The organism is Leclercia sp. W17 (assembly GCF_003336325.1).
Taxonomy (GTDB): domain Bacteria; phylum Pseudomonadota; class Gammaproteobacteria; order Enterobacterales; family Enterobacteriaceae; genus Enterobacter.
In genome coordinates this window covers 4,424,616-4,449,837 of the sequence record NZ_CP031101.1, presented here as the reverse complement: position 1 = coordinate 4,449,837, position 25,222 = coordinate 4,424,616, and the positions used below count along the sequence as shown (strand labels likewise).

Annotated in this window: 17 protein-coding genes, 1 tRNA gene and 1 rRNA gene; 16 read left to right on the top strand and 3 right to left on the bottom strand. The window is 52.3% G+C overall.

Features of this window, described 5'->3' with window-relative positions; genetic code table 11:
* Positions 1–313: 313 nt before the first annotated feature.
* Entirely contained in the window at positions 314–2,671 is a 2,358-nt protein-coding gene (gene crfC, locus DVA44_RS22055; RefSeq protein ID WP_114388147.1) for a clamp-binding protein CrfC, read from the top strand.
* The gene (locus tag DVA44_RS22050) at positions 2,668–3,546 is read left to right on the top strand and encodes a diguanylate cyclase regulator RdcB family protein (protein ID WP_103825447.1); all 879 of its coding nucleotides are present in this window, start codon (positions 2,668–2,670) and stop codon (positions 3,544–3,546) included. Before crfC ends, DVA44_RS22050 begins: the two co-directional genes overlap by 4 nt.
* A gap of 459 nt (positions 3,547–4,005) precedes the next feature.
* Here the strand turns inward: DVA44_RS22050 and kdgT are convergent, their stop codons facing one another.
* Positions 4,006–5,001 carry a 2-keto-3-deoxygluconate transporter gene (gene kdgT, locus DVA44_RS22040; RefSeq protein WP_114388146.1) on the bottom strand — a complete coding sequence of 332 codons (996 nt, stop codon included), beginning with the start codon at positions 4,999–5,001 and terminating at the stop codon, positions 4,006–4,008.
* Positions 5,002–5,655: 654 nt separating this feature from the next.
* Here kdgT and proP point away from each other — a divergent pair.
* The 11 genes from proP to DVA44_RS21985 all read left to right on the top strand — a co-directional run bounded on the left by proP (position 5,656) and on the right by DVA44_RS21985 (position 19,254).
* Entirely contained in the window at positions 5,656–7,158 is a 1,503-nt protein-coding gene (proP, locus tag DVA44_RS22035) for a glycine betaine/L-proline transporter ProP (protein WP_114316117.1), read from the top strand.
* Positions 7,159–7,563: 405 nt separating this feature from the next.
* Positions 7,564–8,979 (top strand): undecaprenyl-phosphate glucose phosphotransferase, encoded by a 1,416-nt coding sequence (locus tag DVA44_RS22030; RefSeq protein WP_114388144.1) that lies wholly within the window; start codon positions 7,564–7,566, stop codon positions 8,977–8,979.
* The gene (locus DVA44_RS22025) at positions 8,969–10,255 is read left to right on the top strand and encodes an outer membrane beta-barrel protein (protein ID WP_114388143.1); all 1,287 of its coding nucleotides are present in this window, start codon (positions 8,969–8,971) and stop codon (positions 10,253–10,255) included. The genes DVA44_RS22030 and DVA44_RS22025 overlap by 11 nt, the downstream gene beginning before the upstream one ends.
* Before the next feature lies 1 nt (position 10,256).
* Complete coding sequence (locus DVA44_RS22020; protein WP_114388141.1) at positions 10,257–10,814, top strand: polysaccharide biosynthesis/export family protein; 558 nt, start codon at positions 10,257–10,259, stop codon at positions 10,812–10,814.
* Positions 10,815–10,816: 2 nt separating this feature from the next.
* On the top strand, positions 10,817–12,943 hold the full coding sequence (locus DVA44_RS22015; protein WP_114388140.1) for a polysaccharide biosynthesis tyrosine autokinase: 2,127 nt from the start codon (positions 10,817–10,819) through the stop codon (positions 12,941–12,943).
* A complete protein-coding gene (locus DVA44_RS22010; protein WP_114388139.1) occupies positions 12,940–14,151 on the top strand; it encodes a lipopolysaccharide biosynthesis protein in 1,212 nt (403 codons plus the stop codon). The genes DVA44_RS22015 and DVA44_RS22010 overlap by 4 nt, the downstream gene beginning before the upstream one ends.
* Positions 14,148–15,524, top strand: coding sequence for a capsular biosynthesis protein (locus tag DVA44_RS22005; protein ID WP_114388137.1), 1,377 nt, complete (start codon positions 14,148–14,150; stop codon positions 15,522–15,524). The genes DVA44_RS22010 and DVA44_RS22005 overlap by 4 nt, the downstream gene beginning before the upstream one ends.
* Positions 15,521–16,519 (top strand): glycosyltransferase family 2 protein, encoded by a 999-nt coding sequence (locus tag DVA44_RS22000; RefSeq protein ID WP_114388136.1) that lies wholly within the window; start codon positions 15,521–15,523, stop codon positions 16,517–16,519. The genes DVA44_RS22005 and DVA44_RS22000 overlap by 4 nt, the downstream gene beginning before the upstream one ends.
* On the top strand, positions 16,519–17,730 hold the full coding sequence (locus DVA44_RS21995; protein WP_114388134.1) for a glycosyltransferase family 4 protein: 1,212 nt from the start codon (positions 16,519–16,521) through the stop codon (positions 17,728–17,730). Before DVA44_RS22000 ends, DVA44_RS21995 begins: the two co-directional genes overlap by 1 nt.
* 1 nt (position 17,731) lies before the next feature.
* Positions 17,732–18,844: a glycosyltransferase family 4 protein gene (locus DVA44_RS21990; protein WP_114388133.1), complete on the top strand. Its 1,113-nt coding sequence runs from the start codon at positions 17,732–17,734 to the stop codon at positions 18,842–18,844.
* Positions 18,845–18,846: 2 nt separating this feature from the next.
* Positions 18,847–19,254 (top strand): hypothetical protein, encoded by a 408-nt coding sequence (locus tag DVA44_RS21985; protein WP_114388131.1) that lies wholly within the window; start codon positions 18,847–18,849, stop codon positions 19,252–19,254.
* Positions 19,255–19,293: 39 nt separating this feature from the next.
* Here DVA44_RS21985 and galE read toward each other — a convergent pair whose 3' ends face one another.
* Positions 19,294–20,310, bottom strand: coding sequence for a UDP-glucose 4-epimerase GalE (gene galE, locus DVA44_RS21980; RefSeq protein ID WP_114388129.1), 1,017 nt, complete (start codon positions 20,308–20,310; stop codon positions 19,294–19,296).
* A 121-nt stretch (positions 20,311–20,431) separates the two neighbouring features.
* Entirely contained in the window at positions 20,432–21,358 is a 927-nt protein-coding gene (locus tag DVA44_RS21975) for a hypothetical protein (protein WP_114388128.1), read from the bottom strand.
* A 236-nt stretch (positions 21,359–21,594) separates the two neighbouring features.
* Between DVA44_RS21975 and DVA44_RS21970 the strand changes: the two genes are divergently transcribed.
* The 3 genes from DVA44_RS21970 to DVA44_RS21955 all read left to right on the top strand — a co-directional run bounded on the left by DVA44_RS21970 (position 21,595) and on the right by DVA44_RS21955 (position 25,219).
* Positions 21,595–23,013, top strand: a complete 1,419-nt coding sequence (locus DVA44_RS21970) for a DUF4832 domain-containing protein (RefSeq protein ID WP_371413875.1) — start codon at positions 21,595–21,597, stop codon at positions 23,011–23,013.
* 506 nt (positions 23,014–23,519) lie between these two features.
* Positions 23,520–25,058 (top strand): 16S ribosomal RNA (locus DVA44_RS21960).
* Between the two features lie 85 nt (positions 25,059–25,143).
* Positions 25,144–25,219: transfer RNA gene (locus tag DVA44_RS21955), tRNA-Glu, on the top strand.
* Positions 25,220–25,222: the final 3 nt, after the last annotated feature.

Here is a 25,222-nt window from a genome sequence, read left to right as displayed (position 1 = left end):
TAATGATATTCACCGTAAAGGTTTTTATAGCCATCCCCGGGCTTGCAGGGATGATTACCCCCTCATTTTTGGTGGGCGATTAAAGATGGTTTATCCTGAAATTTATTAAATTTGAGCTACGCTCTTAGTCTTTCGGTTTCCCTGACCGAAGGAGCGCGCTCCGCTGTTTTATGCGCTTAAAGAATATATTTGATTGTCATCAGACAATTATTTTGCGTCGAACATATTTGCTACACGGAATCATATAAGCCGATCCTTCATTCTTAAAATAATTCGGTTATATAAAATTTGTGTTAAGGGAAGGCTTTTTACTATGCATACACAAACAATATTTGAGTTAAGCCAGGAAGCTGAAAGACTGCTGCAACTCTCATTGCAGAATCTCGAGTCACTAAGCGCCATGCCTGCTGCGATGCTGGACAATGCAACGTCGGCCCTTACCGGCGAAACCAGCAACGTTTTACCTCTACATTTTAGTGCCCGTGGTTTAGAAGCGCAGCAGTCCATGCTGAATAATGAACTGCGCAAAATTACCCGTCTGGAGATGGTGCTGGCGATTGTGGGCACCATGAAAGCCGGTAAATCGACGACTATTAACGCCATTGTGGGAACGGAGGTGTTGCCCAATCGCAACCGTCCCATGACCGCGTTGCCGACGCTGATCCGTCATACGCCTGGTCAGAAGGAGCCGGTGCTGCATTTTTCTCACGTGGCGCCGATCGATACATTAATAAAACAAATGCAAAAGAAGCTGGCCAATTACGATCGCGGCAAGCTGGCCCAGCAACTTGAAATTGATAAAGATATGAATGCGTTGCTGGGGCGCATTGAAACCGGCGTAGCGTTTGAAAAACATTATTTAGGCGCGCAGCCGATATTTAATTGTTTAAAAAACCTGAATGATTTAGTGCGACTTTCTCAGGCGCTGGGAACAGATTTTCCCTTCTCTGCCTATGCAGCGATTGAGAATATCCCGGTTATTGAGGTGGAGTTTGTCCATCTGGCCGGGCTGGATGGCCATCTGGGGCAATTAACTTTGCTGGATACCCCCGGGCCGAATGAGGCCGGGCAACCGCATCTGCAAAAAATGCTTACCGAGCAGCTCGCCCGCGCTTCGGCGGTGCTGGCGGTAATGGACTATACGCAACTGAAGTCGATTTCCGACGCCGAAGTGCGGCTGGCTATTTCTGCCGTCAGCAAATCGGTACCGCTCTATGCGCTGGTCAACAAATTCGATCAGAAAGACCGCAACAGCGATGATGAAGAGCAGGTGCGGGCGATGATCTCCGGCACCCTGATGAAAGGCCATATTTCCCCAGGGCAGATCTTCCCGGTCTCCTCGATGTGGGGGTACCTGGCGAATCGGGCGCGTCATGAGCTGAATCAGCACGGCAAGTTGCCGGATCACCAGGAGCAGCGCTGGGTGCAGGATTTTGCCGAAGCTGCGCTGGGCCGCCGCTGGCGGACTGCCGATCTGGACGATATTGAACATGTTCGCCACTCAGCCGATCTGCTGTGGGAAGATTCCCTCTTTGAGCAGCCGATCCGCAAGCTGATTTATACCGCCTACGCCAATGCCTCGCTGTATGCGTTACGCTCGGCCTCGCATAAGCTGCTGAACTATGCCCAGAATGCCCGGGAATACCTGGATTTCCGCTATCAGGGGCTAACGGTCGCCTTCGACGAGCTGGAGCTGAATATCGCTCGCCTGGAAGAGGATATGGCGCTGTTGCAGTCCCGTCAGGTGTCGGTAAGCAATGAGGTGCGGCATGAAGTCGGACAGGCGCTGGCGGCGACCGACCTGTTTATCAGCACGCAGCAGAACGATATCAAACTTGCGGTAGCGCACATTTTCAATCCGGATAATTTGCTCGATCTGGCCGGGTTTAAGCCGCACACGCTGCATGCCGAGGCGTTAGCTACGCCGGGGCATCTGGTGCTGGACGATGAAGGTCAGGCGCAGATCCTGCTGAGCAAAATCCGCTCCTCCTGTGAAATGATCTTGCTGGATGCTCAGGCCAAAATCGGTCGCGAGCTGGCGCTGCGGTTTGACCAGCTGGAAACCACGCTGGCCCGCTCCCTGAACGACGCCATGCGGCCCATTGAAACGCGGATTAAAGAGGAGCTAAGCCATGCCGGATTCCGCGCGCGGATCAGCTTCCCGGCATTTCAGGCAAACCAGCTTAACTTTAATACCCGGGGGCTGTTCAGCGATGCTATCGCTCAGGAGAGCCTGCCGGCTGGCCAGGGGCAGGGAACCAGCAGTGCGCTGCGCGACACGGTCTCCCGCTGGTTAAACAATCCGGGCTGGGGCTGGGAAGATTATGTGATGACGCGGACGCGCTATGTTATTAACGTGTCAGAGCTTCATGAAAAATTTAAACAGCATATAGATCACTTTTGTGAACAAATTCGTAAAGCTTTGGCTGCGCAGGTCGATGTCTCTGTTACAGCGGGTATGGCGACATTCTTTGCGGAATTCTCGTTATGCCTTGCAGGGTTACAGGAAAGCTTGCGTGATAGCCTCGCAGTGCGTCAGCAAAATGAGCATGCCACACGGGCGCTCAGCCAGCTGTTGCAGCAATGCATTACGACTGCGACGTGGATTCAGGAAGATACCCGACTGTTACGCGATGATATTCAAACGTTATTCGCGGCAGAGCAACCATGACAAAACAACTACTGGACGGTCCCGGACGGACGCTGGAATGTATCCATCCTAAATTTATGGTCGACCTGGTGCAGGGGGCTGACGCGCAGCGTCACACCTCTGTGGTGTCGCAACAGCAGCACTTTCGTGAACGTTTAACCCAGGAGATCATGGCGCAGTCTCAGCTTCGTCAGTGGGCCATGGGGGGAATGTTCAGCGAAAATGCTGTGCTGCGGCTCGGGCTGGCGGAGAAGCTGGCGGGCATGTTTGACCCCGGCCATCTGGCGTTGACCCGCATGACGCACATTCTCTCCACGCTGCGCCAGCAGGCCAGCCTGCGCAATCAGCCGCCGATTGGTGTGGTGCATCAATACGAAACCCTCTCCGCCCATTTTCAGCAACGTGCGCAGTTCAAAGAGAAGGCATTAACCCAGCGCGGATTAACGGTGCAGGCAGGCGTTCACAGCGAGCAGATTTTTACCCGCTGGCGCGCCGGGCACTACGACGGCTGGTCGCTGGCCGGTCGCGGTTATGTGGTGCTGGAGGAGCTGCGCTGGGGGGCGTTCGGTGATGCCTGTCGACTGGCAAATGCAGACGTCAGCGCCATGTTGAAAGATAACCTGTGCAGTATGGTGGCTAACTATCTGGCGCAGGGGATCAACGCTGCACCTAATACCCGCCATTTTTATCACCAGTGGCTTACCACGCCCAGTACGCCGGGGATTATCGACCATAAAGATATGCTGGGCTGGCTGGGTGACTGGTGTGATGCCGACAGGCATCCGGTGTGCTGGTCGGTGACGCAAAGCTGGCAGAATGTGGCGCTGGGGATGCCGAGGTTGTGTTCGGCGGCGAGGCTGGCGAAAGCGATGGTGGAGGAGGTGTTTGGGGAGTAGGGGGAATGAGCATGTTGCAGCGGTGAGGGAATATGTGGCTGCAGTGGTGGTTCCGTTCACTTTATGTTCTCTGCTTCCCGGTAAACCACGTCACCTGTGAACGTGTTAAGGGGGCTATCGCGCCCCCTTAACAATCCCGGCACCCGGCAAGAAAATCGCCGCTTCGCGGATTGTTCGCCCCATCCCTGGGGCTCACCCCTCCGGGGCCAGCGCAAGCGCTGTCCAAAATTGCTCCCGGCAATTTTGTCCTCAGCTTATTCCTTCAGGCTTTCGGGTCGGGCACCAGCCTGCATCCCTGCAGGCTATGCCCTCTCGGCGCGTCCCTGCGCCTCGCCCCGGCCTTCCGGAAACGCTTCGGCGATTTTCAGCCGGACCTGGGAGCCGCTGTAAGCTATTAATTATTCTGTTACTACTTTGTGGCTTTAAATAAAAAACCCTCCCGGGAGGGAGGGTCAGGTATTAGTGGTGCAGTGATTCAACCGGGCGCTGTTCTTCGGTCGTGGATGGAACGTTGCCAAAGCGTTTGGCGTACAGCGCGGTAATAATCGGCACCAGAATTGCGGTGACGATGACGCTTGCTGCAACCAGCGCGGTAGCGGAGGCGGCAACTGGTTCAAACGCCGGGTTAATCTGGGCGATAATCACTGGGTTTGCCACCGCAGCGCCTGCTGCGGAAGAGGCGGCGACACCCGCAGTACCATTCCCGCCGCCGATAACGCGGTCGGCAATAATCAGTGGGATACCGGTGATGATGATAACCGCCACACCCAGCACGATACCCAGCAGGCCGGTATCCAGAATCACGTTCAGGTTGATGGTGTTACCCAGCGCGAAGCCGAAGAACGGGATCAGAACCGGGGTTGCTTTACTGAAAAAGTCGCGCAGATCGTGGTCGAGGTTGCCGAGGGCAAAACCGATCAGGAACGGCAGCACGGCGCCGACAAAGTGATGAAGTTCAAAGGAGGCCAGGCCGGCGGAGCCGAGGATCAGCATGGTCATCAGCGGGCCAGATTCCAGAGACATCAGAACGAAGGCGCCGGACTCTTCTTTAGTGCCGTACTGGTTCATCAGGCTGGCATACAGGCCACCGTTGGTCATGTCCATTGCAGAGACAATCGCCAGCACCGAGAGGCCTGCGAAGAAGCCGGTCTGAATACCGTTTTCCGGAATAAACATGGCGCAAACCATCGCCACAATCCACGCTACGGCAATTTTGGTAATTACCAGCGTACCGGATTTACGTAATACCGTGCCCGTTGCACGTAAATTAATGGAAGCGCCAATACAGAAGAACCAGACCGCAAGGATCGGTACTGTGCCGGTAATCATGCCTTTGGTGAATCCACCAAAATAGGCTCCAGTATTAGGTGCTAAGGTATTTAAAATTGCACCCAATACCAGCGGAACCAGCATCATCCCTCCGGGGATGCGTTCAATCGCGGCTTTAATCTTCATCATCAACCCTCACATCTCATCGCGCATCGCCAGCGGACAAGTCATATTTAATAATCTAATGAATTCAACGAATTGTGACGCAGTGGCGTCAGCGGACTCGTCATTCATACAGCAGATATAACCAGTTTGGTTTTTTTAAGCCTTCACTCAAAGGCCACCAGACTCGTTGTGACGGGCTTATGATGCGATCGTTGGAATGATGATTCAATGAAAATAAAACAGTGTTTTAGTTATCTGCGTCACATATTTTGAGGAAACACGATATTTGCCTCTTGATTATTAAAACCGCTGTAAATGCATTGTAAAATAATGTCGTTCTTTTTTGATTTCACAGCAAATAATAACGGCTGAAAAGATATCTACCGAGCCAGACATAAGAAACAACTGATTGGCATGTATTTACAGTTTTGACTCTTCCGGTAAAAACCCTAATAAATGTGTGAAGTTGATCACAAATATAAACGCTGGTAGGGTAAGGGCATCATTAACAGCCCAGACAGGCGTCACAGGTTCGGTTGTACCGCTCCGAAAGGTCAGTGTAAGTAAACCTGCTACGCTTGAGAAAGGAGAATGCGCATGAGGCGCTTCCCGGGTTCCATAGAGCGCATTTTTCAGCGCTGTGGTGAGGACTGGGCTTAGTCTATGAGGATAGCAATGCTTAAAAGGAAAAAAGTTAAACCGATCACCCTGCGCGACGTCACCATTATTGACGACAGCAAACTGCGCAAAGCGATCACCGCCGCCTCGCTCGGTAATGCGATGGAATGGTTCGATTTTGGTGTGTATGGCTTCGTGGCCTATGCGCTAGGTAAAGTCTTCTTCCCGGATGCCGATCCCAGCGTGCAGATGATTGCCGCCCTCGGGACCTTCTCTGTTCCTTTCCTTATCCGACCACTGGGTGGCCTGTTCTTCGGCATGCTGGGGGATAAGTATGGCCGTCAGAAAATCCTCGCCATCACGATTGTGATTATGTCGGTCAGTACCTTCTGTATTGGTCTGATCCCGTCGTACGCCAGTATTGGTATCTGGGCGCCGATCCTGCTGCTGCTCTGTAAGATGGCACAGGGCTTCTCGGTCGGGGGCGAATATACCGGTGCGTCGATCTTCGTTGCCGAGTACTCCCCGGACCGTAAGCGCGGCTTTATGGGCAGCTGGCTCGACTTTGGCTCCATTGCCGGGTTCGTACTGGGCGCGGGCGTGGTGGTGCTGCTCTCTACCGTGGTGGGTGAAGAGAACTTCCTCTCCTGGGGCTGGCGTATTCCGTTCTTCCTGGCGCTGCCGTTGGGCATTATCGGCCTCTACTTGCGCCACGCCTTAGAAGAGACCCCGGCGTTCCAGCAGCATGTTGATAAGCTGGAGCAGGGCGACCGCGAGGGCCTGCAGGATGGACCGAAAGTCTCGTTCAGAGAAATTGCCACCAAACACTGGCGCAGCCTGCTGACCTGTATCGGTATGGTGATCTCCACCAACGTGACCTATTACATGCTGCTGACCTATATGCCGAGCTATCTGTCGCATAACCTGCACTACTCGGAAGATCACGGCGTACTGATTATTATCGCCATTATGGTGGGGATGCTGTTTGTCCAACCGATCATGGGTCTGCTGAGCGACCGCTTTGGCCGTCGTCCCTTCATTATTTTCGGCAGTGTCGCGCTGTTCTTGTTGGCTATCCCGGCCTTCATTATGATCAACAGCAATGTGATCGGGCTAATTTTTGCCGGCCTGCTGATGCTGGCGGTGATCCTTAACTGCTTTATCGGCGTGATGGCCTCAACCCTGCCGGCGATGTTCCCGACGCACATCCGTTACAGCGCTCTGGCGGCGGCGTTTAATATCTCGGTGCTGATTGCCGGTCTGACCCCGACTCTGGCGGCGTCGCTGGTGGAGAGTACCCAGAACCTGATGATGCCAGCGTATTACCTGATGGTGATTGCGGTCATCGGTCTGGTCACCGGCATTTATATGAAAGAGACGGCGAACCTGCCGCTGAAAGGGGCGACGCCTGCTGCGTCTGACCTTCAGGAAGCGAAAGAGATCCTGCGTGAGCACCACGACAACATTGAGCAGAAGATAGAAGATATCGATGCTGAAATTGCCGAGCTGCAGGCGAAGCGTTCCCGACTGGTCGATCAACATCCCCGCATCAATGAGTAAATAACAAAACCCGGCTTCGGCCGGGTTTTGCGTCTTTCGTCACCATAACGTCACAGCATATAAGGTAGATCATATTTTCTATGGTTTTCCTGATTTTGCCTGCGTAATCATTTTTTTTCATACCTAAAAGGAATACGACTAAAGTTTATTGGCGCTTTGATTGAATAGTGCTTACGCTGTATATAAGCAGATGCCTCTAAAAAATCGACGCTCAGAGCGCTATGAGAGATGTGTATGCCGGGTTTTACACCAACATAGTTATGAATGCAGACAGACCCTGAGATGCTGAATCTTTTCGGTAACGTATTCTTGCGCGAAACAGCATTTTATTATTTTTAATACGCTTACTGGTGCAATTAGCACAAAAAAAGTAATACCGATGCTTAATTATAAGTAGGTCAGGACATGCTGAGAAATTCGCAGAAGATCACCCATGGAGGTTACTCAGTATTCATTAAATTAATTGATTTCTTCTCAATTAATTTAATTCTGATGCTCAGCGGTTGGTGGTTGAAAATGGAGTCTTTCGACACTGTGATTTTGATCAGCTTGTTGTACTCCATTACCTTTTTACTGTTTGGTGAGTACACTGAGTGTTATCTGTATCGACCTAAAAACAATAAATTACGTAACCAGCGGCGTCTTTTTCTGACGGCATTTTTAGCCATCCTGTTTATCGGCATGGTGCGCATTTTAGTCGCGAAATTATATTCTTTAGGCTACCTGAGCTTTATTGATGTCCGAAATATCCCGGCAATGCCGCTCTGGTATGCCTCGCCGATCCCTTTTCTTTATGTGATCCGGCTGATTATTTTTAAGCTGTCGGCTAAAAAGCGTATCAGAGTGGCGATTATCGGGATCACCGATAACGGCCTGGCGGCGGAAAAGGCTCTGCGCCTTGAATATGCGGATGTGCAACTGGAGCTGGCCTTCTACGATGAACGTGGCCCGGAACGGCTGGGTGAACTGGCGAAAAGAATTACCAGCCCGTATAACGGGCCGGTGATCAAGCTGGTGGAGGAGGCGAAGGCGGGCAGAGTGGATGAAATCTACATAGCCCTGCCGATGGTGGCGCTGCAACGTATACGCCATTTTTTAGCCATGATGTCCGACACCACTGTCAATACGTACATCGTGCCAGATTTTTACGCTTACAGTACCAATACGTCGCAGATACGCTCTATCCATAACTTACAAACGATCGGTATTTTCACTTCGCCGCTGGATGGCGGAGGTTCGTTTATTAAACGCGCAGAAGATCTGGTGCTGGGCAGCGCGATTATGGTAATGATTGTCTCGTTAATGATCGTCATTGCCATCGGCATCAAGCTCACCTCGCGCGGCCCGGTTTTCTTTAAACAGGATCGTTATGGCCTGAGCGGGCAGAAGATCAAAGTCTGGAAGTTCCGGACCATGAAAGTCATGGAAAATACCGACACGGTGATACAGGCGACACGAGATGACCCCCGGGTCACGCGCTTTGGCGCATTCTTACGTCGGACGTCTCTAGATGAACTGCCGCAGTTCATCAATGTTATTCAAGGAAATATGTCGATTGTCGGCCCGCGGCCTCATGCTGTGGCGCACAACGAGCTTTACCGTAAGCAGGTCGAAAACTACATGATTCGCCATAAAGTAAAGCCTGGGATCACAGGTTTAGCGCAAATTAATGGCTATCGTGGCGAAATTGATGCGCTATATAAAATGGAAAAGCGAGTCCAGTACGACATTGAATATATTCAGAACTGGTCCTTTTGGTTAGATATAAAAATCATCATTAAAACCATTTTTAAGGGATTTGTCGGTAAGAATGCATACTAAAATTATTATTATCGCTGGGATGATAGCGTCTCCGGTCGCGTTAGCAGAATTAACGCCAAAATCACATATCGGCTGGGCGGGCATCGACTTTCAGAGCAACGTTGGGGTGGAGTATGGACACAACGATAACGTGACTTTCCAGCCTCACGACAGCGATGAAAAAGGCTCTGACTTCCAAGGGCTCAAACCTGTCCTGAGCATGAACGGGGAGCGAGGTCAGGATAAGTACCTGCTGATATACTCCGGGGATTATCGCCACTACTCGAGCGATTCTGCGGATGATTATGACGATCACTTTTTCCGCTTTAAAGGTGACTGGCGTTTTGGGCTGATGCATGGCCTGACCCTGAATCTGGAAGATTCCCTTGGCCATGAGGAGCGCGGGCGCGGCGTGACGGAAGGCTTCCTGCCTGAACAGTTCCGGCAATTTGGCGTGAGGTCACCGTTAACTACCAATTTGGTCAACAGTGAGCTGCGCTATAGTTACGGTGCGCCAGATGGCCGTGGAAGGGCAGACCTGGCGTTGATGCACCGCAAGTGGACCTTCGGCAATACTGGCCAGGTTGAGAGTAAGGATGAAGATTTCGCACAATATATTCGCGAACAGGAGTGGGACGAAAATACGCTGATTGCAGAAATTTTCGATCAATACACATCTAAGACGCGTTTTCGCTATAGTTTTATTACCAACCAGTTTCGCTATGGCCATGCGTCGGAAAAAGACAGTAATGAATACTATTTGCGTTATGGCATTCAGTCGCAGCTGACGGGCAAAACGAACGTTGATATGAACGTGTCGTGGCTTTATAAAACCTTTGAAAATAACCCGGGTTCGAAGGATTTTAACGGGATTAACTGGGATATTCTGGGTGAATGGCGACCTCTCCAACAGTCACTTTTTACGTTAAGAACATCCCAAAGTATTAAAGACCCTTCCGAAGCGGGAGGATATAATTTAGTCACGGAGTACGGCGTTTCATACAAACATTTTTGGATGAACAACCGGTTAACGACGTTACTTGATTACGCATACATTACGGAAGACTACAAAGATCAGGACAAGGACCGTCACGATAAGAATGGCGTGTTTTCATTTATTGTAGGTTATGACCTCACACCATCGATTAACTTTGGTGTGGAATATCATCTAGATACGCTTAAGTCTAATAAAGATACCGATACCTTTACCATCGGCCCTAACGACGATCGCGTGGTGACTGAAACGTTGGGCTACGATCAATCTTTGATTATGCTTACAGCTAAGGTTCAGATTTAAAATGAAAATAATGAAACTGTACGCGTTTTTACTTCTCAGTGTCCTTGTTGCTGGCTGCAAATCACCGCAGCCGACGTTAAAGGACAATAGTGTGGTCGATACAGCAAATTATTTACTGGGCTCCGGGGATATCGTCAACATTAACGTTGCCGGTCAACCTGACCTGACCATGAAAGTAGTACTTGATAATAGTGGGGCTATTAATTACCCCTATATTGGCAAGCTGGAATTAAAGGGCAAAACCGCCAGTCAGGTTGATGCAGAGATTACGCAACGCCTGCGTAATGGCTTTGTGCTTAATCCAATGGTGACCGTAAATATCGCCGAATTCCGTAAGTTCTATATCTCTGGTGAAGTTGAGAACCCGAATGGCTATTCCTATGAGCCGGGTATGACCGTGGAAAAAGCCATCGCGCTTGCGGGGGGTTATACCGACCGGGCAGACCGTACGGATCTCAGCATTCGTCAATCATCCTCCGGTGAGTTACTTGAAAATGTTGATGTTACCCACTCCGTTCTCCCGGGCGATCTCGTAATTATTGGCATAGGGTTCTTCTGACCATGAAACTATCAATAGTGGAAAATGGCAAAAAGCGAGAAAGCGCTATCGATATCGCCAGATTTGCCAGAGAAATTAAAAAGAACTCCTGGAAAATCGTTCTCTCCGGCGTGATTGCCGGGGCGATTGCCTGGCCATTAATGAGTTTGATGTCATCGAAGTATGTTTCCACTGCCACGGTACTGATTAAAGCTCAGCCGGACAATGTTTCACCTTTCCAGAAAGTGGAAGGCTATGACTCCACCCGTAACGGGTACTACGAAACGCAAAATGCGCTGATGCAATCACGCGTGGTGCTTGAGCAAGCCATTCGCACGCTGAAACTCGATCAAAACCCGGCGTTTAACGGCGAGGGGGCTGGCAGCAGCGCAACCCCGGCGAACGAACAGCAGCGGGTTGATCATGCCCTGAAAACGCTACAGAAGGATCTGACGATCAGCAACGTGCGTACGACCCATTTGTCTACCGTCTCCTATGAATCCACCTCGCCACAGCTGGCGGCGGATATCGCCAATGGCGTGGCGGAGTCGTTTATTAATTACACCCTTGCGCTCAAGCAGCAAAAAACGGCGAAGGCGAGGGAAGATAACCAGCAGAAGCTGCAGGAACTCCAGCAGCAAATGGTGCAGCAAAAGACCGCGCTGGATAGCTATCTGGCAAAAGAGGGGCTGCTAACCTTCCGTGGCGTTGATGGCTTTGAAACGGAGCAGATGGGCATTATCACCAACCGCCTGGCGAATGCGACCGAGCGCCGGGTAGCGGCGGAATCTGTTTATAACGAAATCCGCTCCGGTGGCTCGCGGGGGCAAGTCATTTCGCTGCCATCCATCTCAAATCACGCCCAGATCCAGGATTTACGCATTGCCCTGATCCAGGCCAACAGCGAGCTTTCCCAACTGGAGAAATCCTACGGTCCCCAGCATGACAAAGTGATCCAGGCCCGGGCGCGTATCAGCGCCATTCAGGCGCAAACGGCGATGACGCTCAGAGAGCAGGAGGCTGGAATACGCCAGACCTACGAGGCGGCGCTGGCGGACGAAAAAAATTACCAGAAGCAGCTGGAAGAGCAGAAAGCGAACTTCCAGAAGCTCTCCCTGAAGCGTGACGGCTACAACGATCTCAAGCTGGCGCTGGATAAAACGGAAGAGATGTACAAGATGGCCTATCAGCGTACGCAGGAGCTGGCACTACCCGGCTCTTATTCCGATGCGGATGCGGAGATCTACGATCCTGCCGTGCCCGCAGCGCAGCCGGCTAAACCGAACAAGCCGCTGTTGATGCTGATGATTGTGCTGCTGGTGATGCTCTTCTACGTGATGTACATCATGGTGAAAACGGCCACGGACAAGTCGGTGAATACCCTCAGCCAGATGCAAAAACGGCTGAATCTGATGCCGCTGGGTGAGATCCGCCGCTTTAAAGGCGTGGGCGGACGCAGCAAAATCAGCGATCTGATGATGAGCGATCCGCTGAACGCGGACGTTATTCACAGCATGCGCACGCAGATCATGCTCAGCAGCCATCCGCTGCAGGTGATTACCGTGACGTCTGCGGAAGGCGGCGAGGGACGGACGCTGCTGGCGAATCTGCTGGCGAGCTCCTTCAGCTTCGACCAGAAAACGCTGCTTATCGATATGGACTTCTTTAACAGCGACGGGCTGTCGGGCGAGCTGGGCTCACCGAAGGCGCCTGGCGTGGCAGAAGTACTGCGCGGCGACAACGCGACCGACAACGTGCTGGTGAAGATCAACGATAATCTCGATTTTCTGCCGCGCGGCAATACGCCGGTCTCGGCGCTGCTGTTGCTGTCGCCTGAACGGTTAAAACCGCTGATTGATTCGCTGCGTAGCTGCTACCAGCGCATCATTGTCGATGTCGCCGCCGTGAATCAGAGCCAGGAAGTGCAGCTGGTTAACCAGGTAACGGACGGTCTGATCTTTGTCCTCAAAGCGGGTCTGAACACCGCCGACACCACTGGACCGGCGATTGAGAAAGCGACCCACCACCACAATGTGATTATCGGCGGCGTGCTGAACCAGGTCGTGGATAAAAATCTGGAGAGTAAAGAGGGACTGCGTTCACTTAACTACCATACGCATGAACTGATGAATAACACAGGCCGGGCATGAGTCTTCTCAAGAGCGCCTCCACGATCGCAGGGTCATCAGTTATTTCACAGCTGATTGGTGCCCTGTCGATCTGGCTCATTTCGCATAAGTACGATCTTGGCGAAGTGGGGCTCTACGCGCTCAACTACAGTATTGCCCTGATTGGGGCCCAGGTCTGTACCTTTGCCTCGCAGCTGTTGATCCCCAGACAACAGGATGACGAGCTGGCCCAGAATGTGGTGTTTTGTCTTCTGCAAAGCCTGACCATCGCCATTCCTTATGCGGTGCTGACGGGCTGGCTGTTTCACCAGAATATGCTTTTTCTTTACCTGCTCACGCTCTCGAATACCTGGGTGCTGATAGCCGAGAACCTGTCGCTGCGTACGGCAAACTTTCGCTTTCTGGTGGTGCAACGCATCTCCGTCTCGGTGGTGGTGGTGGTCTCCGTGCTGCTCACCCACCAGGTGATGGCCTTTTACTGGATGTGGGCGATCCTGATGATGGCACTGACCAGCGCCTGCATCTTGCGGGCGTTTGATATTCGCACCGTCACCCTGCATCACCTGTGGCCCTCCAGTAACCTGGCGTTCCTGAAAAAAAATATCCACCACATTACCAAAGTGGGCAGTGCCGAAGTGCTGGCGATGGCTAATAACAACCTGCCGATCATGCTCATCAACTTTTGGTTCTCGGCCTTAACGGCGGGCTACTTCTCGGTGGTGAGCCGCTTCTGCCTGGCCCCGGTGGTGATTGTCGGCAATGCGGTGCGGAACACCATTTTCTCAAAATGGTCGATTGATTTCAGAAACAACGTCTTCAACTACGAAGAGTATACGAAGGTCCGCCTGCTGCTGTTGGTGCTGGGGGTGATCTGCACGCTGGGGGTCTTCATCTTCTATCCGATTGTGATGAACCTGGGCTTCAGCGAGGAGTGGATCGCCTCCGTGCCGACCTCGCGCTATATGCTGCCGTACCTCTTCCCGGCGCTGGCGGTCTGTCCGCTGACGGTGATTGAGCTGATTTTTGGCTCCCATCGCTATTTCCTGCGGATCCAGCTGGAGCAACTGGCGATCGTGGTCATCGCGTTTGTCATCGTGCCGTATGTCTACAATGACTATGCGACCTCCATTATCTTATTTTCGATTCTGACGTTCATTCGCTACGCCTTCATCTACCTGAAGGTGAATAAGCGCGCCGACATTCTGAAAAACGGGTCAGTGGCATCATGAATCTTAATACCGGACATTACTTACAAACCTTCACCCTGCTGACCCTCATCTTCATCGGGCTGGTGCAGTACTTCACCGGTGAGCTGGCGGTGCTGTGGCTCCCCTTCTTTATGACGATGCTGATGGCCGGTTTCCTCGTGCTGCAGACCCGTTATGAACCCGTGCGGCTGGATGCTCAGGAAGCGATTGTTCTGACGCTCTATCTCTCCTTTGTCGTGCTGGCGGGAATTTCGACCCTGTTTCAGGGCGGGGCGTTGATCACCCTGATCGGATTCAAGAATGAGATTGCGCTCTCGCTGGTGATGCTCTGCCTGCTGCTGGGGTTCTGCCGGGAATCGCAGATCTATCAGGTGACGCGCGGCCTGTACTGGATTTTTTATATCCAGTTCCCGGTTGCGCTCTACCAGCTCCTCTTTGTGGTGCCGCAGCGCGTGGCGTTACGCGGCGAAGAGGAAAAATGGGACTCGGTGGTGGGGACGTTCGGTGGCGACCCGATGGGCGGCGGCAACACCGCGGCGATGGGGTTGTTCTGTCTTCTGATCATGCTGCTGAAGGTTTCGGAGTATAAGCATGGGCTGACCAGCTTTAAAAACATGGCGTTGCATATCGCGCTGGGGTTTGTGATGTGCATTATTGGTGAAGTGAAATTCGTGATCCTGCTGTCGCCATTGTTGCTGGGCTGGGTGTGGCTTATGCCCTCCTGGGTCAAAGAGGCGAGTAAGGTGAATTTAGCCGTGCTGCTCTCCATTCTGGCGGCGATGGTACTGTTAATCGGGCTGGCCATTGTCATTCTCGCCTACAGCTATACCGCAGCCTATGGCATCGACATGTCAGAAAACCCGTTCACGGTTTTCTTTGGTTCACTCAGCTATATTTTCGATCCGAATTTCATCTTGCCAGGCGGGGAGATTGGGCGTTTTACCACCCTGACGTTCTGGCTCCAGCATAACGACCTGTCGGGGCTGCCAGGCACGCTGTTCGGCTATGGGCTGAATGCCACCAACAGCGGCAGCTTCCTCTCGCCAGGTTTCCTGAATCAGGTCTATAACCTGATCCTCGACAGTACCGCCATGAGTATGCTGCTCTGGGAAGTGGGCGTGGTGGGCACACTGATATTTATTGGGCTATTTGTTTATATACTGAAAGTGGTTCAGCCTGAACCTCTGTTATCCGTTGACCAAATTGATAAACAAGATCTCCAGCTTCTGAGCTTTGCACCGGCATTTAATGTTTTTGCCATCGCCTGTCTGCTTAGTCTGCCCTACAGTCAGATACTGATGATCGTACCAATGCTGCAATTCTTATTCTATTTATCTTTAGGTTCCAGCTTGATTATCCGCCGGACCGTACGCCGTTATACGGGGCTCTATTGATGTACAAACCGTTTATTACCGTAAGTATTAAAACGTTTAACGAAGCTGAATGTATTGAGAAGACCATCGACAGTATTCGCAGCCAGATTGTGGAGTATCCGCATAAAATTATCGTTGCCGACAGTCTTTCTACGGATAACACCCAGCAGCTGGCCAGCAATAAAGGGGTGATGGTGGTGTCGTTAACCGAACCGGCAGACCGCTGTTGCGGTGTCGGGCATCAGCTGGGCTACCTTCACAGCGAAGGGGAGTTCATTCTGCTGATGGATGGCGATATGGAGCTGGAGGCGGGCTTTATCGATCGGGCGGTGGCGTTTCTGCAGGAAAACCCTGAGTATGCTGGCGTGGCCGGCACGGTGGAGATGGACGACGCCTCAAACTATGAATTTACCTCCCGCAAACAGCGCATCAATAAGATCTATCCGCTGGGCGACTGCGACCATTTAGGCGGTGGTGGCCTGTATCGCCTGTCGGCAATTGCTGACATCGGTTATCTGACCAACCGCAGCCTGCACGCCTATGAAGAGGCGGAGCTGGGCATTCGCCTGCTGACCGCGGGCTACAAACTGCATCGCCTGAACGTGCCCTATTTCCGCCATACCTCCTACACCATGCCGACCTTTAAAATGCTGCGCTATCGCTGGAAGAGCGGGTTTCATCAGGCGCCGGGAGAACTGCTGCGCAGCGCATGGGGCAAGCCCTGGTTTCGCGATGCGCTGATGCTGGTGAAAAACGAAGTGATTTTCGCAAGTTACATCTTTATCGTTCTGATTGTGTTCTTCACTTTCGACGTCAGCCTGATCGACATTGCGTTGCTGCCGCTTCTGGCCTTCATCCTGCTGAAAACCATTCGCAACCGCTCATTAAAAAACGGCCTCAACAGCGTGATTAATCTGGCGGTGCTCTCTGCCGGGCTGGTTAAAGGCCTTTTCCACCCCCTTCGCGATCCCAGGGTGCCACCGGGCAATAAAGTTATTCATGAGCAGGTAGAGTAATGAAAGTCTTACTGGTGAATAAGTTCTTCTTTATCAAAGGAGGAGCTGAAACGGTCTATTTTCAGGAACGTAACATGCTGAAAGAGGCCGGGGTGGAGGTGATTGATTTCTCAATGCAGCACGAGAAAAATTTTCCCTCTGACTATGCGGACTACTTCGTCACTAATGTGGATTACCACAAAGAGGGCGGCCTGCTGGCGGGAGCAAAAACCGCCATCAGCTTTATTCACAACCGGGAAGCGTGCAAAAAAATGGTGGCGCTGCTGCAACAGACGCGCCCGGAGATCGTCCATTTCCACAATATTTATCATCAGCTGACGCCTGCGCTGATTAAAGTCGCCCGGGATTTCGGCTGTAAGACGGTGCTAACCGCTCACGACTATAAAATTATGTGTCCCTCCTACTCCATGCTGCGTGATGGCAAGGTATGTGATGCCTGCGTGACCGGCAGCGTGTTTAATGCGTTTCGCTATCGCTGCCAGGAGGGCTCGGCAGCGAAGAGTCTGCTGCTGTCGTTAGAAGCGACCTGGCAGTACATCGCGCAAAATTATCAGGCGCTGGACGTGATTGTCTCCCCGAGCGAATTTCTGCGTAACGAGCTGAGGCGCTCGCTGCCGGACTCCCGTATCGATGTCATCGTGAACGGTATCGACGATAGCCAGCAGCCGGAAGAGGGCCCGGATGAAGGTTATCTACTCTATGTCGGACGCCTGAGCCGTGAAAAAGGGGTGCCGACGCTGACTCAGGCGCATCAGCTTATGCGGAATAAAATGCCGTTAAAGGTGGTCGGCCACGGGCCGCTGTATGACGACATGGTAAAAACCTTCCCCCATGCGGAGTTCCTCGGCTATGTGCAACAGGGACCGGAGCTGGATGCGCTGATTAAACATGCCCGGGCGGTGGTGCTGCCCTCTGAATGTTATGAGAACTGCTCCATGGCGGTGCTGGAGGCGATGTCGTTCGCCCGCCCGGTGGTGGGGGCCCGCATTGGCGGCATCCCGGAGCAGATACGACACGGTATTGAAGGATTGCTGTTTGAACCTGGCAACGCTCAGGATCTGGCCGATGCGCTGGACGTGATAGCGGAAAATCCGCAGCAGGCCCGGGAGATGGGGCAGAAAGGCCGCGAACGACTTTGCCAGAAATACTCACTGCGTAAGCACATGGAGACGTTGCAGGCGCTCTACCGCGAGCTGCTCGACGGGCGATAACATGGCAAAAAAAATCACGGTGTTGGGTACCCGCGGCATCCCGGATGTCTTAGGCGGCGTTGAAACCCATTGTCAGAATCTCTACCCGGCTATCCGCCAGCAGTATGAGGTGGAGATTTGCGTCATCGCCCGGTCACCTTATGTACCCTACCGGCGCTCACGCTACAAAAACGTGGAGACCCTGGCGCTGTGGGCGCCCAAAAAACGCAGTTTTGAGGCCATTGTGCACTCTGTTATTGCTGCGTTGAGGACATTCGTCGATCGATCCGATATTGTGCATGTTCACGCCATCGGACCGGGCCTCGTGGTGCCGCTGTTACGCCTGCTGGGTAAACGCGTGGTCTTTACCCATCATGGGCCAGATTACGATCGCCAGAAGTGGGGCAAGACGGCGAAAAAAATCCTGATGCTCGGCGAGAAAGTGGCGGTGAAGTATGCCAACGAAGTGATTGTGATCTCCGAGGTGATCAACCAGCTGATCCAGCAGAAATACCACCGTTATGATGCGCATCTGGTTTATAACGGGGTTAACGTGCCGGGCCCACTGGATAAAGAGACAATCGATAAGATCCTCGGACGGTATGATTTGCAGCCAGGGCGCTACATTGTGATGGTCGGGCGTTTTGTTGAAGAGAAGGGGATGCATGATGCCATCGCCGCATATCAACAGTCGGGCCTGACGCTGCCGCTGGTGCTGGTGGGGGATGCGGATCATCCCTCGGAGTACAGTTTGCGTTTGAAACAGCTCGCGTTTGACACGCCTGGCGTAGTGATGACGGGGTTTTTAAAGGGCGAGGCGTTGCAGGTGGTCTTCTCTCAGGCGTCGCTCTTTGTGATGCCGTCGTACCATGAGGGTTTACCCATTGCGCTACTTGAGGCGATGTCCTATTCCCTGCCAGTGGTGGTGAGCGATATTCTGCCGAACCTCGAGGTCGGTTTGCCGGATGAGACCAGTTTTAAGCTGGGAAACGTTGCTGATTTAGCAGCAAAAATGGCAAGTCAGGCGCATTTGCCCCGCGTTGATTACGGCGATTTTCTGAAGCGTTACAACTGGGATGAAATCGCCAGGAAAACCGTCTCCATTTACCACGGATTAGACAAATCAATAGGTTAAAATTGACCAGTAAGCCCAGAAACCCGATCGTTATCGATCGTTTTTACGAAGTGCTTGATAAGAACGTTACCGCTCAGCTGACGCCTGAGCAAAAAGAGGAGATCGAGAGCGCGATTGTCTCGATCACCTTGGCGTCGCGGCACCGGATCGATATCCGTAAAAGTTTCCCTTTCTTCGGCAAACGCCTCTATATGGTGTTTTTACTGGGGCGGGATCTCCGCACGCGGTCGCGCCCGGAGTCAAGACTGTCGCGTATCGTGGTCACTTTTCTCATTCTGTTCGCCACGCTTTTCCTGCTGTGTTGCGTGCTGCTGACGCTCTATATGATCAAATCGGCATTGGAGATAGATCTGTTCCAGCACTTTCACGTCGGGATCTGGGACTGGTGGCTTAACCTGAAGTATCAGTAATTAACAGGTGCCTCATGGCACCTGTTACCCTGCTGGTAATCAGGCGTTATACCCGCCGGGGTTGTTCTTTTGCCAGTTCCAGGCGTCGCGCATCATCTCATCTAGATTGCGCGTCGCCTGCCATCCGAGGAGCTGGCGCGCCAGCGATGAATCTGACCAGCACTCTGCCACATCGCCGGAGCGCCTGCCGACGATGCGATAATTGATTCTGGTCTGCGCCGCTTTTTCAAATGCTTTGATCAGGTCAATCACCGAATAACCGACGCCGGTACCGAGGTTGATAACCTTGAAGGCGTCCCCTTCGTCTTTATGATCCAACGCCGCCAGGTGGCCGTGGGCCAGGTCCATCACATGGATATAATCACGAATGCCCGTTCCATCAGGCGTGGGATAATCATCGCCAAAGACGGTCAGACACGCCAGCTTGCCGATAGCAACCTGAGAAATATAGGGTACAAGATTATTGGGGATCCCGTTTGGATCTTCGCCCAGGCGTCCGGAAGGGTGCGCCCCCACCGGATTAAAATAGCGCAGGCAAGTGATCCTGAATTGCGGTTGCGCCGCCGCGAAATCTCGCAAAATCTGCTCCACCATCAGCTTGGAAGTGCCGTATGGGTTAGTTGTACCGCCGGTAGGGGACTTTTCGCTTAAGGGAACGGTATCGGGATTGCCATAAACCGTGGCCGAGGAACTGAAAATAAGGCTGGACACACTCGCCTGCTGCATTTCCTGTAGAAGCACCATCGTCCCGGCCACATTATTTTCATAATAGGCGAGAGGGTGTGCAATAGATTCAGAAACCGATTTAAGACCAGCGAAGTGAATGACGTCGGTGATGCTGTGTTGAGTGAAAAGGGTTTTTAAAGCGTCGCGATCCAGAATGTCAGCAATACAGACTATTGGCCGTTTGCCCGTTAATTCTGCAACCCGGATTAATGACTCCTGCGAGGCATTTGAAAGGTTATCAATGACAACGACCTCTTCTCCCCGCTCGAGTAATGCCAGTACCGTATGTGAACCAATATAGCCTGCACCGCCCGTAACCAGAATCGCCATATTAACGCCCTCAAAAAGCCAGCAGTGGCCCGCGCACTGACGTGGCGGAACAGGGGAGCTCTTTTACAGTGTTTTATCCTGTCACTCTGGTTAGATTAGTTCTGAATACCGATATTGTCACTTAGCTAAAAAGACGCTTGCGGTGATTCACCATCACTTTATAGGCCAGCTTTTTAAGGGTGGAAAGTAGGCTGAAAGTCAGGTGCTTTGTATCGTAGACAATATAGTTATCGGTAAAGTTTAACGTGTGGATACCGTCACTGTTATTAATCGACGGGCTTATTTTACCGACCAACCTTTCTTCATATTTATGCGGCGTCAGATTGGTCAATTCCTTGATGAATATGGATTTCCCATAAAATCCAGCACTGCACTCCTGGGTAAAGAGGTAGGTTTTATCGTCGACCGAGTAGGGCTTTCCGGCGCCTCTGGCATGCATATTACAGATATCCAGGTCAGGAGAAATTTGCTGCCAGTCACCGAGAATAGCGTCTGAGGTGTGGATCACCAGCTCATTGTCCATGGTGGTGGAGGCCATGAAATTCACGCCATTCAGCTCAAAGATCACGTTATCCGTCACGGCCATATCGGAAACCAGGACTTTCACCTTTTCCCAGCGCGCGGGAAAATCAACCGACTGGAACAAAATGACCTCTTTCCGCTCTGCCGATTCCGGGATCATAAACAGTTTGCCGTCGAGTTCGAACAGAAAGGGAAAGGAGAGGTGGCATTTTAAATCGTCAAACCCCTCGAGCTTAACGTCCTCTATCTCCTCCAGGTCTTTATTAAGGACACGGCAGCGCAGTACTCCCTTTGAGGTGAGGAAGGAGAAAGCTTCATAAAAAACATACAGCCGCTCACCTTTATCGATAATAAAAGGATCGGCCTGGAAAATATATTTTTTATCAAGCTGCCGTGCTTTCGCATTACAAAGAATATCCAGCGTGTTTTCCGGGAAAACATGCTGGCCGTGGCTGTTGATGACCATAATGTCCCAGGACTCATGGAAGAACAGCTTCTTGATTATTCTATTATTTTTATTGAACATTTTACCATGGTACTCATGAATAAATATGAATAAACTCAGAAATAAGCGGTGTCTTTAGTCCCAGAAGTATGAAAGGTGAATCATAACACTCGCTCTTCCCGCGCAGTAACATATCAACATTAGCCCAGCGTTTACGCATGGAAATAGTAATATTGGGTGAGTCCGGGAATATATCGTGTGAAATAAAATCTTCTCTGTTGGACGTAACACTCTGGGGAAAGGAGTATTTAATGTGCATTAACAAACTGCCACGCCGTAAAAAGCGGTTGTTACTTCTTGTCGCCGGAGCAGTGCTACTCCTTTCAGGTGGCGCCTGGGCGGAGAGCGCAGACCGGTTACAAACGGTGAATCCGCCCGCCCTTAACGGCCCTTTGGCAAACCCGGGAAACGGTGTTGCCCGTTTTCACGATCAGGACTTAAGCATTGCCGACTATCCGGCGACGGGTCTTGAGTATCGACGCTATTACTGGCGCGAAGTGGAGCCGCGAGAAGGGCAGTACAATTTTGCGCTGGTAGACGAGGGGTTTGCTGCTGCGGCCGCGCATCAGCCAGCCATGAATGTCGGTCTGCGGTTTATGATCCTCGATGGGCCGGAGTCGGGCTCAGAGATCCCCCAATGGCTTATCGATAAAGGGATCAAAGGCACCTGGACGCTGGATCATAAAACCTTTGCCCCCGATCTGGACGATCCCACCTATATGGCTTATGCCCGGCGCCTGCTGCAGGCATTTGGCGCGCGCTATAACAATAACCCGGAACTGGCGTTCATCGATATCGGGATGGTGGGCGCATGGGGAGAGTGGCATAACAGTAACTTCCCGAACCTGCCGCCGTTGCAGGAGCGCTACCCGCCCGCGCTGCTTAACCAATACGTTGATATGCATTTCAGCGCCTTTCCTGACACACCTAAAATCATGCTGATTAACGGCTATGATTCCGTGGCCTATGCGGCAAAAAAAGGGGCTGGATGGCGGGCGGACTGCTGGGGAGACTGGCGCAACTTCAGCCCCACCTGGAGTCACATGGCCAAAGATTACCCGGAACGTATCGCGGCGACGCAGTCAGCCTGGCCAGGGTTCAACGAGGCATGGAAAAAAGCGCCTGTCAGCCTGGAGATTTGCGGTCATATGGCGGAATGGCTGACCGAGCAGAAGTATACGCGCCAAGAGGTACAGGCCACCTTTGACTGGGCGCTGGCGCAGCATGCCAGCACCCTGAATATTAAATCTACCGAAATACCGAAGGTCTATCGCGATATCGTCGACAAGGCGCTGGCCAAAATAGGCTACCGCTTCCGGGTGGTATCGCTGACCCATCCGGCGAGCGTGCATGCAGGACAGGCCGTATCGCTCAATAGCCAATGGTCAAATGATGGCGTGGCGCCCGTTTATCTGCGTTATACCCTGGCCTGGCGGCTGCAGGATAATGGCGGGAGCACGGTTGCCCAGGGCAGCGCCGGGGATGACATCCGCCAGTGGCTGCCAGGCAGGCACAGTTCGGCTTATCAACTTGCTACTCCGCGTAACCTTGCGGCGGGGCGCTATCAACTGGACGTGGCGCTGGTGGATAAACACAACAAAGCGCGTATTCAGCTGGCTAACGAGGGGAAACTCAATGATGGCTGGTACAGGCTGTCGTCGATCGTGATTAACTGACCAGTTTCTTTCTATATAGAGAAAGCTTCTTCTATATAGAAAGCTTCTCCCGATGCGCTCAGGAAGCCCTTTCCTGGGCTTCCTGATGAAGAATATCGTTCTCTTTGTGGATAACTCTGTGGGCAAGCAGGTATAAGGCGGGCTTTTGCTGGGGAATGCAGCAGTCAGTCATTTTTATGACATTTAAGGGTTGCGGGCGCCGGAGAACTCCCTATAATGCGCCTCCATCGACACGGCAGATGTGAATCACTTCACACTAACAGCCGGGCCGGTTGAGGAGAAAAGCGAAAATAATCGCTTGACTCTGAAAGAGGAAAGCGTAATATACGCCACCTCGCAACGGTGAGCGAAAGCCGCGTTGCACTGCTCTTTAACAATTTATCAGACAATCTGTGTGGGCACTCAAAGTGACATGGATTCTTAACGTCCTCGGACGAAAAATGAATACCAAGTCTCTGAGTGAACACGTAATTCATTACGAAGTTTAATTCACGAGCATCAAACTTAAATTGAAGAGTTTGATCATGGCTCAGATTGAACGCTGGCGGCAGGCCTAACACATGCAAGTCGAACGGTAGCACAGAGAGCTTGCTCTCGGGTGACGAGTGGCGGACGGGTGAGTAATGTCTGGGAAACTGCCTGATGGAGGGGGATAACTACTGGAAACGGTAGCTAATACCGCATAATGTCGCAAGACCAAAGAGGGGGACCTTCGGGCCTCTTGCCATCGGATGTGCCCAGATGGGATTAGCTAGTAGGTGGGGTAATGGCTCACCTAGGCGACGATCCCTAGCTGGTCTGAGAGGATGACCAGCCACACTGGAACTGAGACACGGTCCAGACTCCTACGGGAGGCAGCAGTGGGGAATATTGCACAATGGGCGCAAGCCTGATGCAGCCATGCCGCGTGTATGAAGAAGGCCTTCGGGTTGTAAAGTACTTTCAGCGAGGAGGAAGGCATTGTGGCTAATAACCACAGTGATTGACGTTACTCGCAGAAGAAGCACCGGCTAACTCCGTGCCAGCAGCCGCGGTAATACGGAGGGTGCAAGCGTTAATCGGAATTACTGGGCGTAAAGCGCACGCAGGCGGTCTGTTAAGTCAGATGTGAAATCCCCGGGCTCAACCTGGGAACTGCATTTGAAACTGGCAGGCTTGAGTCTTGTAGAGGGGGTAGAATTCCAGGTGTAGCGGTGAAATGCGTAGAGATCTGGAGGAATACCGGTGGCGAAGGCGGCCCCCTGGACAAAGACTGACGCTCAGGTGCGAAAGCGTGGGGAGCAAACAGGATTAGATACCCTGGTAGTCCACGCCGTAAACGATGTCGACTTGGAGGTTGTGCCCTTGAGGCGTGGCTTCCGGAGCTAACGCGTTAAGTCGACCGCCTGGGGAGTACGGCCGCAAGGTTAAAACTCAAATGAATTGACGGGGGCCCGCACAAGCGGTGGAGCATGTGGTTTAATTCGATGCAACGCGAAGAACCTTACCTACTCTTGACATCCAGAGAACTTGCCAGAGATGGCTTGGTGCCTTCGGGAACTCTGAGACAGGTGCTGCATGGCTGTCGTCAGCTCGTGTTGTGAAATGTTGGGTTAAGTCCCGCAACGAGCGCAACCCTTATCCTTTGTTGCCAGCGGTCCGGCCGGGAACTCAAAGGAGACTGCCAGTGATAAACTGGAGGAAGGTGGGGATGACGTCAAGTCATCATGGCCCTTACGAGTAGGGCTACACACGTGCTACAATGGCGCATACAAAGAGAAGCGACCTCGCGAGAGCAAGCGGACCTCATAAAGTGCGTCGTAGTCCGGATTGGAGTCTGCAACTCGACTCCATGAAGTCGGAATCGCTAGTAATCGTAGATCAGAATGCTACGGTGAATACGTTCCCGGGCCTTGTACACACCGCCCGTCACACCATGGGAGTGGGTTGCAAAAGAAGTAGGTAGCTTAACCTTCGGGAGGGCGTTTACCACTTTGTGATTCATGACTGGGGTGAAGTCGTAACAAGGTAACCGTAGGGGAACCTGCGGTTGGATCACCTCCTTACCTTAAAGAACCTGCCTTTGTAGTGCTCACACAGATTGTCTGATGAAAAGTAAATAGCAAGGCGTCTTGCGATTGAGACTTCAGTGTCCCCTTCGTCTAGAGGCCCAGGACACCGCCCTTTCACGGCGGTAACAGGGGTTCGAATCCCCTAGGGGACGCCACTT

Bases quoted from the DNA above. Each gene is read 5' to 3' on its own strand.
- DVA44_RS22005 (WP_114388137.1), top strand. From the start codon at position 14,148: ATGAATCTTAATACCGGACATTACTTACAAACCTTCACCCTGCTGACC.
- proP (WP_114316117.1), top strand. From the start codon at position 5,656: ATGCTTAAAAGGAAAAAAGTTAAACCGATCACCCTGCGCGACGTCACC.
- kdgT (WP_114388146.1), bottom strand. From the start codon at position 5,001: ATGAAGATTAAAGCCGCGATTGAACGCATCCCCGGAGGGATGATGCTG.
- DVA44_RS22025 (WP_114388143.1), top strand. From the start codon at position 8,969: ATGCATACTAAAATTATTATTATCGCTGGGATGATAGCGTCTCCGGTC.
- DVA44_RS22015 (WP_114388140.1), top strand. From the start codon at position 10,817: ATGAAACTATCAATAGTGGAAAATGGCAAAAAGCGAGAAAGCGCTATC.
- DVA44_RS22050 (WP_103825447.1), top strand. From the start codon at position 2,668: ATGACAAAACAACTACTGGACGGTCCCGGACGGACGCTGGAATGTATC.
- galE (WP_114388129.1), bottom strand. From the start codon at position 20,310: ATGGCGATTCTGGTTACGGGCGGTGCAGGCTATATTGGTTCACATACG.
- DVA44_RS21995 (WP_114388134.1), top strand. From the start codon at position 16,519: ATGAAAGTCTTACTGGTGAATAAGTTCTTCTTTATCAAAGGAGGAGCT.
- DVA44_RS22010 (WP_114388139.1), top strand. From the start codon at position 12,940: ATGAGTCTTCTCAAGAGCGCCTCCACGATCGCAGGGTCATCAGTTATT.
- DVA44_RS21990 (WP_114388133.1), top strand. From the start codon at position 17,732: ATGGCAAAAAAAATCACGGTGTTGGGTACCCGCGGCATCCCGGATGTC.
- DVA44_RS21975 (WP_114388128.1), bottom strand. From the start codon at position 21,358: ATGTTCAATAAAAATAATAGAATAATCAAGAAGCTGTTCTTCCATGAG.
- DVA44_RS22030 (WP_114388144.1), top strand. From the start codon at position 7,564: ATGCTGAGAAATTCGCAGAAGATCACCCATGGAGGTTACTCAGTATTC.
- DVA44_RS22020 (WP_114388141.1), top strand. From the start codon at position 10,257: ATGAAAATAATGAAACTGTACGCGTTTTTACTTCTCAGTGTCCTTGTT.
- crfC (WP_114388147.1), top strand. From the start codon at position 314: ATGCATACACAAACAATATTTGAGTTAAGCCAGGAAGCTGAAAGACTG.